At 40.9% G+C, this 13,901-nt stretch carries 10 protein-coding genes and 1 tRNA gene; 5 read left to right on the top strand and 6 right to left on the bottom strand.

The genetic code is table 11. The annotated features are described in order from the left end of the window. The first annotated feature begins 11 nt into the window (after positions 1–11). Positions 12–3,050 (top strand): hybrid sensor histidine kinase/response regulator, encoded by a 3,039-nt coding sequence (locus C7B62_RS11970; RefSeq protein ID WP_106236279.1) that lies wholly within the window; start codon positions 12–14, stop codon positions 3,048–3,050. 173 nt (positions 3,051–3,223) lie between these two features. Here the strand turns inward: C7B62_RS11970 and C7B62_RS11965 are convergent, their stop codons facing one another. After that, complete coding sequence (locus C7B62_RS11965; RefSeq protein WP_106236277.1) at positions 3,224–3,712, bottom strand: molybdenum cofactor biosynthesis protein MoaE; 489 nt, start codon at positions 3,710–3,712, stop codon at positions 3,224–3,226. A 169-nt stretch (positions 3,713–3,881) separates the two neighbouring features. Between C7B62_RS11965 and C7B62_RS11960 the strand changes: the two genes are divergently transcribed. The 3 genes from C7B62_RS11960 (at position 3,882) to C7B62_RS11950 (ending at position 6,783) form a co-directional block, all read left to right on the top strand. Then, complete coding sequence (locus tag C7B62_RS11960; RefSeq protein WP_106236275.1) at positions 3,882–4,391, top strand: inorganic diphosphatase; 510 nt, start codon at positions 3,882–3,884, stop codon at positions 4,389–4,391. Between the two features lie 98 nt (positions 4,392–4,489). Next, entirely contained in the window at positions 4,490–4,846 is a 357-nt protein-coding gene (locus tag C7B62_RS11955; RefSeq protein WP_106236272.1) for an NAD(P)H-quinone oxidoreductase subunit M, read from the top strand. Between the two features lie 173 nt (positions 4,847–5,019). Further along, the gene (locus tag C7B62_RS11950) at positions 5,020–6,783 is read left to right on the top strand and encodes a DUF885 domain-containing protein (RefSeq protein WP_106236270.1); all 1,764 of its coding nucleotides are present in this window, start codon (positions 5,020–5,022) and stop codon (positions 6,781–6,783) included. Positions 6,784–6,881: 98 nt separating this feature from the next. On the opposite strand, the gene C7B62_RS11945 is transcribed toward C7B62_RS11950, so the two are convergent. The 5 genes from C7B62_RS11945 to C7B62_RS11925 form a co-directional block, all read right to left on the bottom strand. Continuing rightward, positions 6,882–10,169, bottom strand: coding sequence for a UvrD-helicase domain-containing protein (locus C7B62_RS11945; protein ID WP_106236268.1), 3,288 nt, complete (start codon positions 10,167–10,169; stop codon positions 6,882–6,884). Between the two features lie 164 nt (positions 10,170–10,333). Further along, on the bottom strand, positions 10,334–11,302 hold the full coding sequence (locus C7B62_RS11940; RefSeq protein ID WP_106236266.1) for a DnaJ C-terminal domain-containing protein: 969 nt from the start codon (positions 11,300–11,302) through the stop codon (positions 10,334–10,336). 361 nt (positions 11,303–11,663) lie between these two features. Continuing rightward, on the bottom strand, positions 11,664–12,431 hold the full coding sequence (locus tag C7B62_RS11935) for a ChaB family protein (RefSeq protein ID WP_106236263.1): 768 nt from the start codon (positions 12,429–12,431) through the stop codon (positions 11,664–11,666). Positions 12,432–12,624: 193 nt separating this feature from the next. After that, positions 12,625–13,164 carry a Dps family protein gene (locus C7B62_RS11930; protein ID WP_106236334.1) on the bottom strand — a complete coding sequence of 180 codons (540 nt, stop codon included), beginning with the start codon at positions 13,162–13,164 and terminating at the stop codon, positions 12,625–12,627. A 201-nt stretch (positions 13,165–13,365) separates the two neighbouring features. Further along, a tRNA-Gly gene (locus C7B62_RS11925) sits at positions 13,366–13,436 on the bottom strand. Positions 13,437–13,615: 179 nt separating this feature from the next. On the opposite strand from C7B62_RS11925, the gene C7B62_RS11920 reads away from it, so the two are divergent. Next, on the top strand, positions 13,616–13,864 hold the full coding sequence (locus tag C7B62_RS11920) for a hypothetical protein (RefSeq protein ID WP_106236261.1): 249 nt from the start codon (positions 13,616–13,618) through the stop codon (positions 13,862–13,864). Positions 13,865–13,901: the final 37 nt, after the last annotated feature.

Raw genomic sequence — 13,901 nt, 5'->3', positions numbered from 1 at the left:
GATAACGCAACATGGATACAGAACAACAGATTCGCCTAAACTTTCTCGATGAGGCTGAAGAATACTTCAATCTGATGGAGTCTAATCTACTCGGACTAGCCGATACGGCAATCGATCCGCAGAAAGTGGATCTTGTCTTGCGGGCGGCTCACTCAATTAAGGGGGGCGCAGCAATGATGAGCTTGAATGCTTTAAGTCAGGTAGCCCACCGTCTAGAAGATTTTTTTAAAATCTTACGAGTTCGTTATGCGGATAAAACTGTCATTGTTGAGATCGAAACTTTACTATTGCAAAGCGTCGATTATTTACGCAATCTAGCAAGTTTAAATCGCCAGGAACTATCAACAGATGCTTCTGAAGTGATTAATCAACAGCTAGAATTACTCAGCGATCGCACTCAAACAATTTTTACTCAATTGCGATCGCATTTAGGCGATTTACGAGCAACAGACGAGAATGCTCTGCTCTCCCAAAATGAAGATTTTGACCCTGCGGTATTAATCTTTGAAGAGGGAGTAGATGGGGTTCTAGACCGCTTTGAAAGCCAATTATCAGCATTAAGTCTCAGTGAATTAGCCCAAGAACTATCCGCCACAGCCGAAGAGTTAATCGGCTTTGGTAATATGGCGAATCTTGATGCTTTTATTCAACTGTGTGAATCTATTCAACAACAAGCTGCCAGCATAGCGGACTCAGCAATTGTCTCTCTAGCAGAGCAAGCTTTAAAAACCTGGAGGCGATCCCACGCCCTAGTTTTACGGGGCAGTATTGATAGATTGCCATCTTCTCTAGAAACTGGTACTCAAGACTTTAATTCTACAATCAATTTTGAACTTGCTCGGCAAGAATTTTTAGATAATACTGCGATCGCGCAAGATTTCGATTCTTTAGCCCTAGATACTCAAGAACTCGATGGATTGCAGTCTGCTTTTGCCTCGGTATCAATTAATGATGCCGATTTATCTTGGGAAGAAGATCCAGAATTGGGTGAAATACATTCTGCTTTTGAACTGAACGAATCCGCAGAACAAGAAGATTTTATTCCTTTAGATCTAGAGTCACTAAATTTAACTGGATTACAGTCTGCCTTCGACTTGCCTGAACTAGAGGAAACAATCACCTTAACTTCAGCAGAAACCACAGCTAATACATCTTCATCACTACTACTAGAATCTCCATCCTTACCACAGGTAGAGAAGATGGTGAGAGTGCCAGTCTCGCAACTCCAACAGTTTAATACGTTGTTTGAACAACTAGTTTTAAATCGTAACAGTATTGGTTTGCGACTAGAACAGCTAGAAAATGTAGTTGCCTTAATGAGTCAAAGAATGTTGCAGATGGAACGTTCTAATACCCAATTAAAACAATGGTACGATCGCGCTTCAGTTGAAGGACTTTTGAGCGAACAAGAGCAGCTAGTGACGGCTGTTAATTTGGGCAATAATCAACAAGATAGCTTTGATAGTCTAGAAATGGATCGCTACAGCGATATTCATTTGATTTGCCAAGAACAACTAGAAACAATTGTGCAACTTCAAGAGGTGGCAACGGATGTCTCTTTGGGGGTACAAGAAGTCAATCAGTCGGTACAAGATTTGTACTACACTACCAAGTCGATGCAGGGCAACGTTACCCGTACTCAAATGCTACCGTTTACTGAAGCAGTGAAACGTTTTCCTCGCGTGATCCGCGACCTCAATCTTCAGTTTAATAAAAAAGTAGACCTGAAAATCTTAGGCGAAAAAACTTTGTTAGATCGCTCGGTGATCGAGGCATTGAGCGATCCTTTGATGCACCTGCTCCGTAACTCCTTCGACCATGGTATTGAAGACACCCAAACTCGCATCATTGCAGGGAAACCAGAATCAGGCACAATTACCATTCAGGCAAACAATTTGGGTACTTATAGCATTATTACTTTAAGTGATGATGGTGGGGGGATTTCCCTCGACAAAATTCGCGATCGCGTCTGCCAAATGGGTCTAACTCAAGCTGAGGTAGCACAAATATCAACAACAGAACTTCTAGACTTTATTTTTGAACCAGGATTTAGTACCGCAGCAAAAGTGACCGAACTTTCAGGTAGGGGAGTTGGGATGGATGTCGTCCGCAGCAACTTGCGAGAAATTCGGGGTGATGTTCGAGTCAATACTGAGCCAGGCAAAGGTACAACTTTTATTTTAAGAATTCCCTTTACTTTATCCATTCTCAGAGTAGCAATTGTCGAACAGAAAGAGTTTATTTTTGCCATTCCTGCCGATAGCATTAGAGAATTAATCGCTGTTGACCCAGAACTAATGTTAGCTTCAGACAAAGAGCAACATGTAGCTTGGAATCAAACAGAAATTCCCTTGATTGAAATAGAAAAAGTTTTACCCTATCATGCTGCACGCCATACTGTCGGTCTAGCTGGCAATCCCGTCATCAATCGCACGATGACTTTGGTGGTGGGTAACAATAATTCATTTGCTGCTTTGAAACTTAGTCGTTTTTGGAATGAACAAGAATCGACTATTAGAACCATAGATAGTCCTATTCCTCTACCTTCGGGGATTATTAGCTCAGTGATTATTGGTGATGGTAAGGTCATACCTCTAATCGATCCTTTGGCCTTAGTTGCCGAAAATTTAGGCGATCGCTTGAACGATCAATCTGGTTTAAACCAAGAAATTAGCCATCTTGCCATTAAAACTATTCTCATTGTCGATGATTCAATCAATGTCCGTCGCTATCTCAGTCTGACTTTAGAAAAAGCTGGCTATCGCGTCGAGCAGGCTAAAGATGGTCGAGAAGCCTTGGATAAACTATTGGCGGGACTCTTGGTACAGGCTGTCATTTGTGACGTTGAAATGCCTCGTCTAGATGGTTATGGTGTGCTAGAAGAGATTAAAGAACGACCAGAATTGAGCAATTTACCGATTGCTATGCTCACATCTCGTAGTAACGAGAAACATCGTAAACTAGCGTTTAATTTGGGAGCTGCTGCTTATTTTTCTAAGCCTTATAATGAACAGGAGTTATTAGAGAAGCTATCAGAAATAATCAATTAAGTAGCTAGGCATAATTAATTTAAAGACTTATGTGAGGTAGTGGAGTAGTGGAGTAGTGGAGATAGGGGAGAAAAATAAGAATCCGTTATTTTATATTTAATTTCACCCAGCTACTTAGAAGCTCGACTCCCAATAAAGCTAGGAATTTTCTCAAGACTTCAGGTTAACATTAACTACTCTTCACAAGCGCCGATAGATACCCAGGTACTGTGAGCAGTACCGTCATCTTCACGAAAAAACTCTTTTTTCCAGATGGGCGCATTATGTTTGAGGGTGTCGATCGCATAACGACAGGCAGCAAAAGCCTCTCCACGATGAGGGCAACCTACCGCCACAATCACGCTAATTTCACCAATCTTAAGTTTACCTACCCGATGATGAATCACAATTCGGTTAGCATCCTGCCACTGCTGACGAATGTGAGCAGCAATAGTATTAAAGACAGCGATCGCCATGGGTTGATAAGCTTGATATTCAAGATATTCTACGGCTTTTCCCTCGGTTTGGTTACGCACCGTCCCGCTCATGACCACCACAGCGCCGTTTGCTGCATCATCTGCCAGTTTGTATACTTCTGCCAAAGATAAGGGTGCGATCGTAATGGCGAAACTGTCACCAGGATTAGTATCAGTTGTCAGAGGGAGTGAACCAAGGTTGACCATAGTTGTTTAAATAGCTCATCTTCTTTCATCCTACTGTACAAGATTAACGAAAATTGGATTTAGATTTGGTTAGTTAATCAGGTAGAATTTTCATGACGGTTTGATTGGGCTTGAGAAAACTTAGCTTAATCATTATTGTAAATAAATCAATTAGTATTCGGAGAATTTTATGGATCTATCTCTTATTCCTGCTCAGCCCAAACCTGGCATCATTAATGTTTTAATTGAAATTCCTGGTGGTAGCAAAAACAAGTATGAATTTGACAAAGACATGAACGCTTTTGCTTTAGATCGCGTTTTGTTTGCCTCAGTTAAATATCCTTATGATTATGGTTTCGTCCCCAATACTTTAGCTGATGATGGCGATCCTTTGGATGGGATGGTGATGATGGATGAGCCTACTTTTCCTGGCTGTATAATTGCTGCTCGACCAATTGGTATGCTGTTGATGATTGATGGTGGCGATCGCGATGAAAAAATTCTTTGTGTTCCCGCAGAAGATCCTCGTTACAATGAAGTCAATTCCTTAAAAGATATTGCGCCTCACCGCTTAGAAGAAATTGCTGAGTTTTTCAGGACTTACAAAAATCTAGAAAAGAAAGTTACCGAAATTCAAGGCTGGAAAGATGTTGACGCAGTTACTCCTTTAGTTGAAGAATGTATTAAAGCTTATAAGTAATTACGATAGTTATATTTGGTAGGGATAGATGAGGTAACTCTGGTTTTCCTGCCAATCATTCCCTAATTTCTTCGATCCTCAAATATTTAGTATTTAGTATGCTTGTAAAATCAACCACCCGTCATGTTCGCCTCTATAGCGCCGAAGTCAAGGGCAATGAGCTAGTTCCTAGCGATCGCGTCTTAACTCTAGATATTGACCCAGACAATGAGTTTAATTGGAATGAAGATACTTTACAAAAGGTATATCGCCAGTTTGACGCACTGGTAGAAGAAAATAATGGGGCAGACTTAAGTGAATATAATCTGCGTCGTATTGGTTCGGATTTAGAACACTTTATTCGTTCTTTATTACTTAATGGTGAACTGAGCTATAACCTGAATGCAAGAGTGCGTAACTATAGCATGGGTCTACCACGAATGGAAAGCCCTGAGACAGAAGGAAAATACTTTTAAATTGCTTTGCTGCTTCAATTCTCGTTGGTCATTAAACTATCACGGGAATTGAGCAATTTCATAATTCAATTTTCAAGTTAGTCAGTCGTTTGTGAAAAAAATTAATCTATCGTTGTTTTGATCGATGAGTCGGGTATTAATTTAGGCATGACCAGATTGGCTGTAATTTATTGATGAAATTGTGCCAAATATTATCTATACGTTCGGCAAAGTTTCAAGCGATTCGCAGGCTAAGATTGAGCGCGATCGCAATTTTAACGTGCTGCATTTGTATAGCGATCGCAATAGTAACTCCTGTCATTGCCAAATCGCCAGCTTGGATCGTTCGTAGTAATGAGTTTGCCGATGGTTTATCAAAAGCGATCGCCGCCGAGGACTGCCAGAAAAAGCTTTCCGTCAGCGAAAGTTTGCTAGAAATTAATCCCACCTTTAGAGCATGTAGACAAAAAGGTGTTCTTCAAACAGTAAAAAATCTAGAGCAAAAACTTGCTCAAGAAAAGAATCCTGAACTCCATCTAGATTTAGAAATTTTGCTTAAAGTCGGACAGCAAACATTGCGATCGTATCAGCTTGACGAAAAATATCGTGTACCCTATGTCGATCTGAGTAAAGCTATTTTAGATACTCTCAAAATTACGTTAAATGAGACAGAATCACCCTCCCAACAGCGACAGGCAATACTTGCCAAGCTCAAACAATATGCTGGACTCAAGGCAGGCAAAACAGCATTTACTTCTTACCTGGAACAAACCATCAAAACTAAACTCCAAAAATCGGCAGTTGTTCTTCCAAGTAAAACCCAGCTAAAGAGTGACCTCAAAAAAAACGCATCCCAAGTCTACGAAATTCAAGCTTTTTTGCAACAGCAAAAAGTTCCCAACTATGAGCAAGTTTACGCAAAACTGAAGAGGCAGTTATTTGATTATGAAACCTTTATTCGTCGGGAGATTTTAACCAGGACAGAGAATAATTTTCGCCTGCCAACCGAATTGTATACGCTAAAGCTGGCAGAGCAAGGCATTGAAACGCCTATTGAAGAAATAATCCAGCAGGCACATACTGCCTTTATTCAAGTACAGCAGCAAATGGAAGCGATCGCGCCTCAAATTGCTCGCCAGAAAGGACTCAAGACAGTACATTATCGAGATGTAATTCAAGCGCTCAAACAAGAACAGCTTTCCGCCGAAGACACTTTACGTCTTTATCAAAACCGCGCTGAAGCTCTGGAAACTATTATTCAACAGAAAGATTTAGTAACTCTCCCCAAGGATCAATTCAATATTCGTTTAGCTACAGCTAATGAAAATAGGAATTTTCCAGTCCCGCTCTACGATGGTGAGTCCAGTACCTTTGTCATTCCTGTACTGCAAAATCGAAAAAAAGCAAAACTGTACAATGATTTTACCAATCCTGCCATGTCATGGACGCTGACGGTTCACGAAGGAAGACCTGGACACGATTTACAAATAACCACAATTAAAAACCAAAATCTATCTAAAGCTCGCACTGATTTTGCTTTCAATGCCACTAATGTAGAAGGCTGGGCAACCTATGCCGAGTCAATGATGCAGCCTTATATGCCCCTTGAAGGACGATTTATGTCTCTCCAGTTTCAACTACTTCGTGCTGCTCGGGCATTTTTAGAACCAGAACTTCAATTGGGAAAAATCACAACTGCCGATGCTTTAAAGGTTTTGACTCAAGATGCTGGATTTTCCAAGTTTTTTGCCCAACAAGAAATTAAGCGTTATACCGAAACTTTTATAGGTCAAGCACCCACTTATTTCTATGGTTATCAACAATTTCTAAAATTGCGATCGCAAGCGAAAAAAGTACTTGGCAAAAAATTTACCGCCAGAAGATTTCATGATTTTGTCTTAACCCAAGGATATTTGACACCTAAATTATTAGAACAAGTTCTCCAATCAAAAATGTAGATTCAGAATCTAATAGTATGAAGCGATCGCACTTGTGATTCCTTAACTGAGTATAACTCTCAAATCTCATCACCCCATTCCTCAATAGTAGTACTAGTTTAAATCGTCGCGTCGTCACAAAAAGCTAGGTAAGGGCAGTAGGCGCATTTTTCCATCGTCGGGGTAGCTATGTAGTTACCCTGATATATGTTCTGCGCTAAGCCATGAGCTTCAGATGCAATCTCTTCTAAGTGACTCTTCGTAAAAGTGTGGATCTTGTCGTGGCGGAGATAGACAATGTGAGCCTGAGAATAATTTAAAGCTGCTGCATAGACCCAAAGTTGGAAACGGTGATCTTCGGGTTGGATAGTGCGATCGCTTTTGTAGTCTAAGACCCAATCATGACCCACTAAATCGATTACACCGTTAAAGGTGAGGCGATCGAGTTTAAAGCTAATCTGCTGTTCTTTAGCAACGGCTGTTTGACGCAGGTGTTGATATAAAGGGAGTTTAAAGAATCTGATGGCTAAAGCGATCGCTTCATCAAGTACGGACTGTGAACAATCTTCTTCGGCAAAGGGTAATAAGTCTTGAGGTTGAGTAAGGTTGTGTTCTAGAGCTTTATGGACTAAAGTTCCTGTCTGCATTGCGTAGGCTATATGCGAAGCGGTATCCTTTAGGAGACCTTCTCCTAAACCTGGATGCCCATCGATAAAATGCAGTTTAAATCGTTGAGGACATCGAGCATAGTCAGTTAAGGCAATGACGGGAAGTTCTGATAATCCCGAACCTACAGTATTAATTAATAATGATGGCAGGTGTGCTGGTAAAGGAGGCGTTTGGGGTATGGGGGGAAGTGCTTTAGCATCAGTGTAGGGGATAGTCTGGGTGGGTATATTGGCAGCAGATAGCCCCCGCTGTAGGCGGTTTAGTTCTCCTTTATAGGGTTCAGCAGCGCTCAAGATGAGGTAGTCCCTAGCTCTGGTCAAGGCAACATATAATACGCGCACAGCTTCTTCGCGTTCTTGTTGTTCCTGAAGGTATTCTAGCCAGCTATAGAGGACTGGTTTTTGAGTTTCTCCCAGCAGGGTTTTACTGGTTACCGCCACACCTAATTGAGCGTCAAAACGGATTACTGGATAGGACTTAGGGCGTTCTTTGCTCAGATCTGCCACAATTACCAAACCCCATTCTAAACCTTTAGCAGCATAGACTGTCATTAAGGAAACAGCGTTATTCACCGCAACTATGGGGCGGGGAACTGCTACTTCTTGTTGATACAGACGCTTGAGCCGACGCACTACTCCAAACAGATCATAAGTTCCCTGTTCGAGATCCTTAACTAGCTGCCCAAATCCGCGCCAATCTGCCAATCTTCTCTCTGCACCAGCTAAATTAGCAATTACTGCCGTATATCCCGTCAAACGATCTGCAAGCTGCAAGACACGAGAGGGCATTTCTGATTCACGAGATTTTAAGAGCTGCTGTAATACCTTCACAGGGCGAGACAATTGACTAAATTTGTTCATGTTTAAGTCAAATTTTGGTAATTCATCCCACCAGCAGGTATCCTGTTCTTTTGAAGTGGCAAAAGATGCTCGTGCTGTAAATAAAAGGCGATCGCTCACGGCAAAAAAAGGACTCCGCAACACCGCCACTAAGGCAATGTCATCCTCTGGATTAGCCAGAAAACGTAGTAAAGCCGTTGCATCTTTAGCTTCTCTGGTAGCTAACAAATTACCACCCCCCGCAGGGGCGACAGGAATACCCACCGCTGCTAGCGCCTCGCCGTATACTTCTAATGGTTGCCAGGTACGAGTCAAAATCGCAATATCTTTTGGCTCAATTGGACGTGTCTGGCTGGTATGTCGATCAAATACAGAAGTTTTGCCCTCCAGCATCTGCTTGATTTTTGCTGCTAGGCTAAATGCTTCTACTCGCTGTCGATTTGCCTTATTAGGCTTCGCTGGTTTTTCTTCCCCTTCTGGTTTAAGAGGATCGCCAATAACTAACACTTGTAGATAGTTATCTAAATATTTATCTGTTCCATTGTTGTCTTCTAATGATTCTGACGAACGAAAGGCATGTAAATCTTGATGTTTTTCCGCCAACAGGGGGGCAAAGATCTGATTAAACTGATGGATTAAAGTTTCATGGGTGCGAAAGCTGGTGCTGAGAATAACTTCTTTCCCGTTGTTGTCTAAAATGCGATCGCGAAATTGTTGAAATACGCGAATATCCGCCCGCCGAAAACCATAGATTGACTGTTTGATATCCCCCACCACGGTTAATTCTGCCTTCGCAGTTAAACTATTCAGCAATTGAGCCTGGGTAGGGTTGGTATCCTGAAATTCATCAACTAAAAATACTTGCCATCGTTGATGATAGTAGTCTTGTACTGAATTATCAGTTAACGCCTGGAGAGCATATAGTTCTAGATCGCTAAAGGTAAGTACTTTCCGCTGGAGTTTAAGCCGACTAAGATAATCAGTAACCTCTTGATAGGCTTCATTTAAGGCGGGCAGGATTAATTTTAACTGTTCGTCAGCCTCTCCAATGGCTAAATTTAGCAACCCTTGACTAGTGACTTTTTTAACCGACTCTCTGAGGTTAGTTAAGGCACTTTTAACAGCTTTCATATCCTGCCAATTCTTACTGCTGCCTACTCTCAGGTTAACCCGTTCGATAGTTGCAATTGCCTGCTCAATATTTTCGCTATTTTCTAAATTAGCGATCGCCTGTAAGATAGAGATGCGAATTACTTCTAACTTATCTCCTGCTTGCCCCTGATGCTGTTTGAGGATCTCCTGCATAGACTGCCAGACAGCGTCATTAACAATGGTTTTTACCGCCTGTAGTCGGGCATTAATTATTAATTGCTGCCAATCTTGAATACCTTGGTGCAAGGCTTGACTCGCCGTATAAGGATCATCTAGCAGCCTGAGCAAAATATCCTGTAATAAAGAATAAGGAATGAGCTGAAAAACCTCTGGCGATAGTTGCGCTATTGCCTGTTGTAATCCATCATCTAACCAAACTTGTCCTTCTAAATCATCCAATACCTGAAAATCCGCAGGAATGTTAATTAGCTGAAAGTGTTCCTGACAGACTCTAGCAGCAAGAGCATGAATCGTACTAATTTGAGCAGCTTCCAATTCAGCTAGCAGATCCCAACGCTGGGGTAACTCTTGGCTGACTAAAGCGCGGATGCGCGATCGCAATTCTGTAGCAGCTTTTTCGGTAAAAGTTACCGCAACTATCTCTAAAGGCGATAAATTTCGCGATCGCAGATAATATAAATATCGCTCTGCCAACATGTGTGTCTTTCCCGTACCCGCTCCTGCTGTGATTACTACGCCACAGGGTGCATAAGCTGCTGCTTGTTGTTCGGGAGTAAGATTAGACATGCAAAATTATGTCCAGTATAAATATGCTCTGTAAATATTAACACCTGAGTTAGAGTCAAATTTCCCTGCCTTGTCTTTTTTCTAATGCTTGCTCTATTCTTCTTGCTAACTAACTGATGTTACTTACTCCTACTACGCCCTACCTGACTGTAATGCTGCTGGAATTACAGCTTAATATTATCGAGCTTTTGTCGTGGATTAAAGTTACTAGCCTGTTGCAGTTTTTGATAATATTCTTGTTCAACCTCGTTCAAATCTTTAGGAGTCACTATCTTTAAGGTCAGCATTAAATCTGTACGCTGCATACTTGGTTTCCACCAGCCTTTACCTTTGAGTCTTAAAGATTGTCCTGAGTCTACACCTGGCGGAATTTTCATCGCCACCTTGCCATCGGGAGTTGGCACATCAATTTCTGCACCTAACACTGCTTCTTCGGGAGTTATAGGTATTTCAGCAACTAAATTATCCCCTTGAAACTTAAAAAAAGGATGAGGGTGTAGTTCAATATTGAGATATAAATCTCCCCTTTGTCCAGAAACAGAACTAGATGGACCTTTACCTTTAATTTTTAAACGGCTTCCTGATTTAGCACCAGAAGGAATTCGTACCTTTACTGTCTCATTACCCAAGACAAACTGTTTCTCTGTACCGTTAAAAGCTTCCGAGAAAGAGAGTGTAATTGACCCCTCACTATCTGGAGGAGGCATATTGTTACCGTAGTTAGTACTAGCGCTGTTAGTAGAAGATCGATAGCTGCGCGTCCCACGTGCTACACCACGACCTAACATTTCGTTGATAAAATCTTCAAAATTGCCATATTGACCAAAATCAAAATCGCCAAAATCTACACTGACTCCAGGATTGGTTGACGACTTTGATGACGTACCTGATTTTCCCATTTGCGACCAATATTGACCGTATTGATCGTATTTGCGACGTTTATCGGGGTCTGATAATACTTCTTGTGCCTCGTTAACTTCCTTAAAACGAGCTTCCGCATTCTTGTCTCCCGAATTGAGGTCAGGATGATATTTGCGGGCTAATTTGCGATAAGCTTGCTTAATTTCGTCAGAACTAGCATTTTTGTTAATGCCTAGTACCTGGTAGTAATCTTTAAAGTCGTTAACAGCCATAGGCTTGAATTGATTTTTTCAACTAAGAATTTGTGTTCTTAACCTAGAATAACTACAAATTCTTTTTTTTTGGCACTTTTTTATTTTAGCTATGGTCAGCAAGATCTTACTGGTAATTATGTTGATTTAGTAACCTGAGTATGGCTAGTTAATTTATACTCTTGGCTATTTCTGACACTATTGACCACAAAAAACAGTCATCATCACACCGTAGTTTTAAAGTATTGTCACGATGACTTTTCTTAAGCAAGGCAATGTGAATTTGGACTTTAAATAATTGAAAAATTAGCTAATCGCTCAAAAATCAATTAAAATGACTTTGGCGATCGCTAATGGTAAGCATTGCCCAATCGCCTAGATTTTAGGCACTTATTTTTTCTTTCGACCAGACACCTTGGTCGTCTTCGTCGTATTTGTCTTTAATGGTTACCCAAGCTTGATGTTCTGCTTTAGTTTCGTCGTTGGTTTCAGCCAAAGCAGCATTATAGCTAGCGATAAAGTCTTGCTGTGCTGCTTCTGATAAATGAGAACGAATTTCAGGAGATAGATCGGCTACATCTTCACACTTACCAAGACAAGGACGAGGCAAGATCGAATCGTTAATATGAATCTCCTCACCACCAGCACTTTCAATCAAAAGCTGATATTCCCCAGACCGATCGGCAGGGACTTCTGCCATCAACAAAAATTCCCCAGCTTGAACACGGGTTTCATAAACTGCTGCCTTTTCTTTAGGCATTCCTAGGGTAGCTAAAGCCGAAGCTAATCCTGCACCAGCACTACCAGCGATCGCCCCAGTAGCTGCTCCTAATAAGACTGCGGTGATTGGACCAGCCGCTACTACAGAACCGATGAAGGGAATAAATAGCACCCCTATGCCAGTAAAGAGACTAAGTAGAGAACCAAACAAAGAGCCAAAAACTGCTCCTGTCCGTAAACCACCGAGAATTACATCTTTTTTAGAAATGAAGCCTGCAATCCGAGTTTCCGATTGAAAATTTTGACCCATTAAGGAAATATGGTCTTGGGCTACACCGCGATCGATGAGCCGACGAACCACATTATCTACCTGCTTTTCCTCTTTGAAGACAGCAGTAATCGTCCGTTCTGCTTGATATGTTTCTGTCATATTGCTAAAAATTTTAAGTGACTTTTTTTATGGTGGAAATCAAAAGAATGAAGTAAAAATAAGCTTAATTTACAAATAAGTCTTATTTTTACTCACAAGCCGACTGCAAGAATACTTTTACTCTGCATTGGATAAGAAACTTCTTACCAAAACTGGCCTTATGAATCGTGCTAGAAGTCTAAGAAGTTTAATCTTAGGCATTGACTGCTGGTTTAGTTTCTGCACCAGAGCGCTGGCCGTCGCCTTTTAAATTTTCTCCTTCAATGAAGGAACGTAGCATCCAAGCCATTTCTTCATGCTGTTCCATCAAGCCTGTTAGAAAGTCGGCAGTACCTTCATCATGGTAATTTTCCCCGCACTTATCAATGTCTTCTCTAAAATTGCGGATAATTTCTTCGTGATCCTGTACCAGACGACTAACCATTTCACTAGCAGATGGCAAATCGTTGGCATGTTCTTTAATTGAACTATACTGAATAAATCCTGCTGCTGTACCCAGAGGATAACCACCCAAAGCGCGCACTCTCTCTGCTGTTGCGTCTATATTGATGGTTAAAGTATTATAATGTTCTTCCCAAAGGGTATGTAGAGTACGGAATTGAGGCCCAACTACATCCCAATGATACTTTTTGGTTTTGATGAGTAACAAATATTGATCTGCTAAATCTCTGTTTAACAACTCAATAACGCCATGGCGTTGTTCTTCGGTTAGTCCAATATTTGGCTGTGGCATAAGTAAGATTTTTGGTTGTTTGTTTACACCTTCATTGAACCAACTAGCCAAGCGATCGCACATCTATTGTAGGAGAGAAGTTTATAATTAATTTATAATTAAAAGTCCGACTAAAGATATATATGTCTATCTGAAGATCAAGAATTAATAGTACATACTACAAATTTCGCAATAGAAGTAATATTTATTTTATATACTGAGAGCGGATGAGGGGAATCGAACCCCTAGCTTTAGCTTGGAAGGCTAAGGTATTACCACTATACGACATCCGCAGCTTGTTAATTTAATTATCAACTTAGTAATAGTAACGAGATTTCGTACTTTGGTCAAGTCTTTCAAGAAAAATTTTAGTAATCTTAAACACTTCAGAAGGTAATAATGCATCTTCATGGAGAATTGGTATCACTAGGGGGCTATTTCATATACATAGAAGTTGTAAATAAAAATCATTATGGAAATATCAAATAACATTTTAGAATTGATTGAGGCTGGCTATGCCCAACATTGCGATCGCATTAGTGAGCTAGTTTATGAGCGTTTAAATGTGCCAGCGGATGAAATATTTAGCAGACTGTTTAAGGAGCAAAGAGGCGTTGTAAATTCATATTGTGATCAATATGAGATTGATTTAGCAAGTGTCTTAGAAGCCAATGATGTAGCCAGGGTAAGCGCAAGAAAATTCAGCTATCAGATAAGTTAGACTGTAGGGGAATCGAAGCAGCAAGAACTTTGAGTAA

Origin of the sequence: Pleurocapsa sp. CCALA 161 (genome assembly GCF_003003995.1) — a bacterium.
In the GTDB taxonomy this organism is placed as follows: Bacteria; Cyanobacteriota; Cyanobacteriia; order Cyanobacteriales; family Xenococcaceae; genus Waterburya.
This window is presented reverse-complemented; position numbering and strand designations above follow the sequence as displayed.

Coding starts and splice junctions, on each gene's coding strand:
- C7B62_RS11950 (WP_106236270.1), top strand. CDS start 5,020: ATGAAATTGTGCCAAATATTATCTATACGTTCGGCAAAGTTTCAAGCG.
- C7B62_RS11920 (WP_106236261.1), top strand. CDS start 13,616: ATGGAAATATCAAATAACATTTTAGAATTGATTGAGGCTGGCTATGCC.
- C7B62_RS11960 (WP_106236275.1), top strand. CDS start 3,882: ATGGATCTATCTCTTATTCCTGCTCAGCCCAAACCTGGCATCATTAAT.
- C7B62_RS11940 (WP_106236266.1), bottom strand. CDS start 11,302: ATGGCTGTTAACGACTTTAAAGATTACTACCAGGTACTAGGCATTAAC.
- C7B62_RS11945 (WP_106236268.1), bottom strand. CDS start 10,169: ATGTCTAATCTTACTCCCGAACAACAAGCAGCAGCTTATGCACCCTGT.
- C7B62_RS11965 (WP_106236277.1), bottom strand. CDS start 3,712: ATGGTCAACCTTGGTTCACTCCCTCTGACAACTGATACTAATCCTGGT.
- C7B62_RS11970 (WP_106236279.1), top strand. CDS start 12: ATGGATACAGAACAACAGATTCGCCTAAACTTTCTCGATGAGGCTGAA.
- C7B62_RS11930 (WP_106236334.1), bottom strand. CDS start 13,164: ATGCCACAGCCAAATATTGGACTAACCGAAGAACAACGCCATGGCGTT.
- C7B62_RS11935 (WP_106236263.1), bottom strand. CDS start 12,431: ATGACAGAAACATATCAAGCAGAACGGACGATTACTGCTGTCTTCAAA.
- C7B62_RS11955 (WP_106236272.1), top strand. CDS start 4,490: ATGCTTGTAAAATCAACCACCCGTCATGTTCGCCTCTATAGCGCCGAA.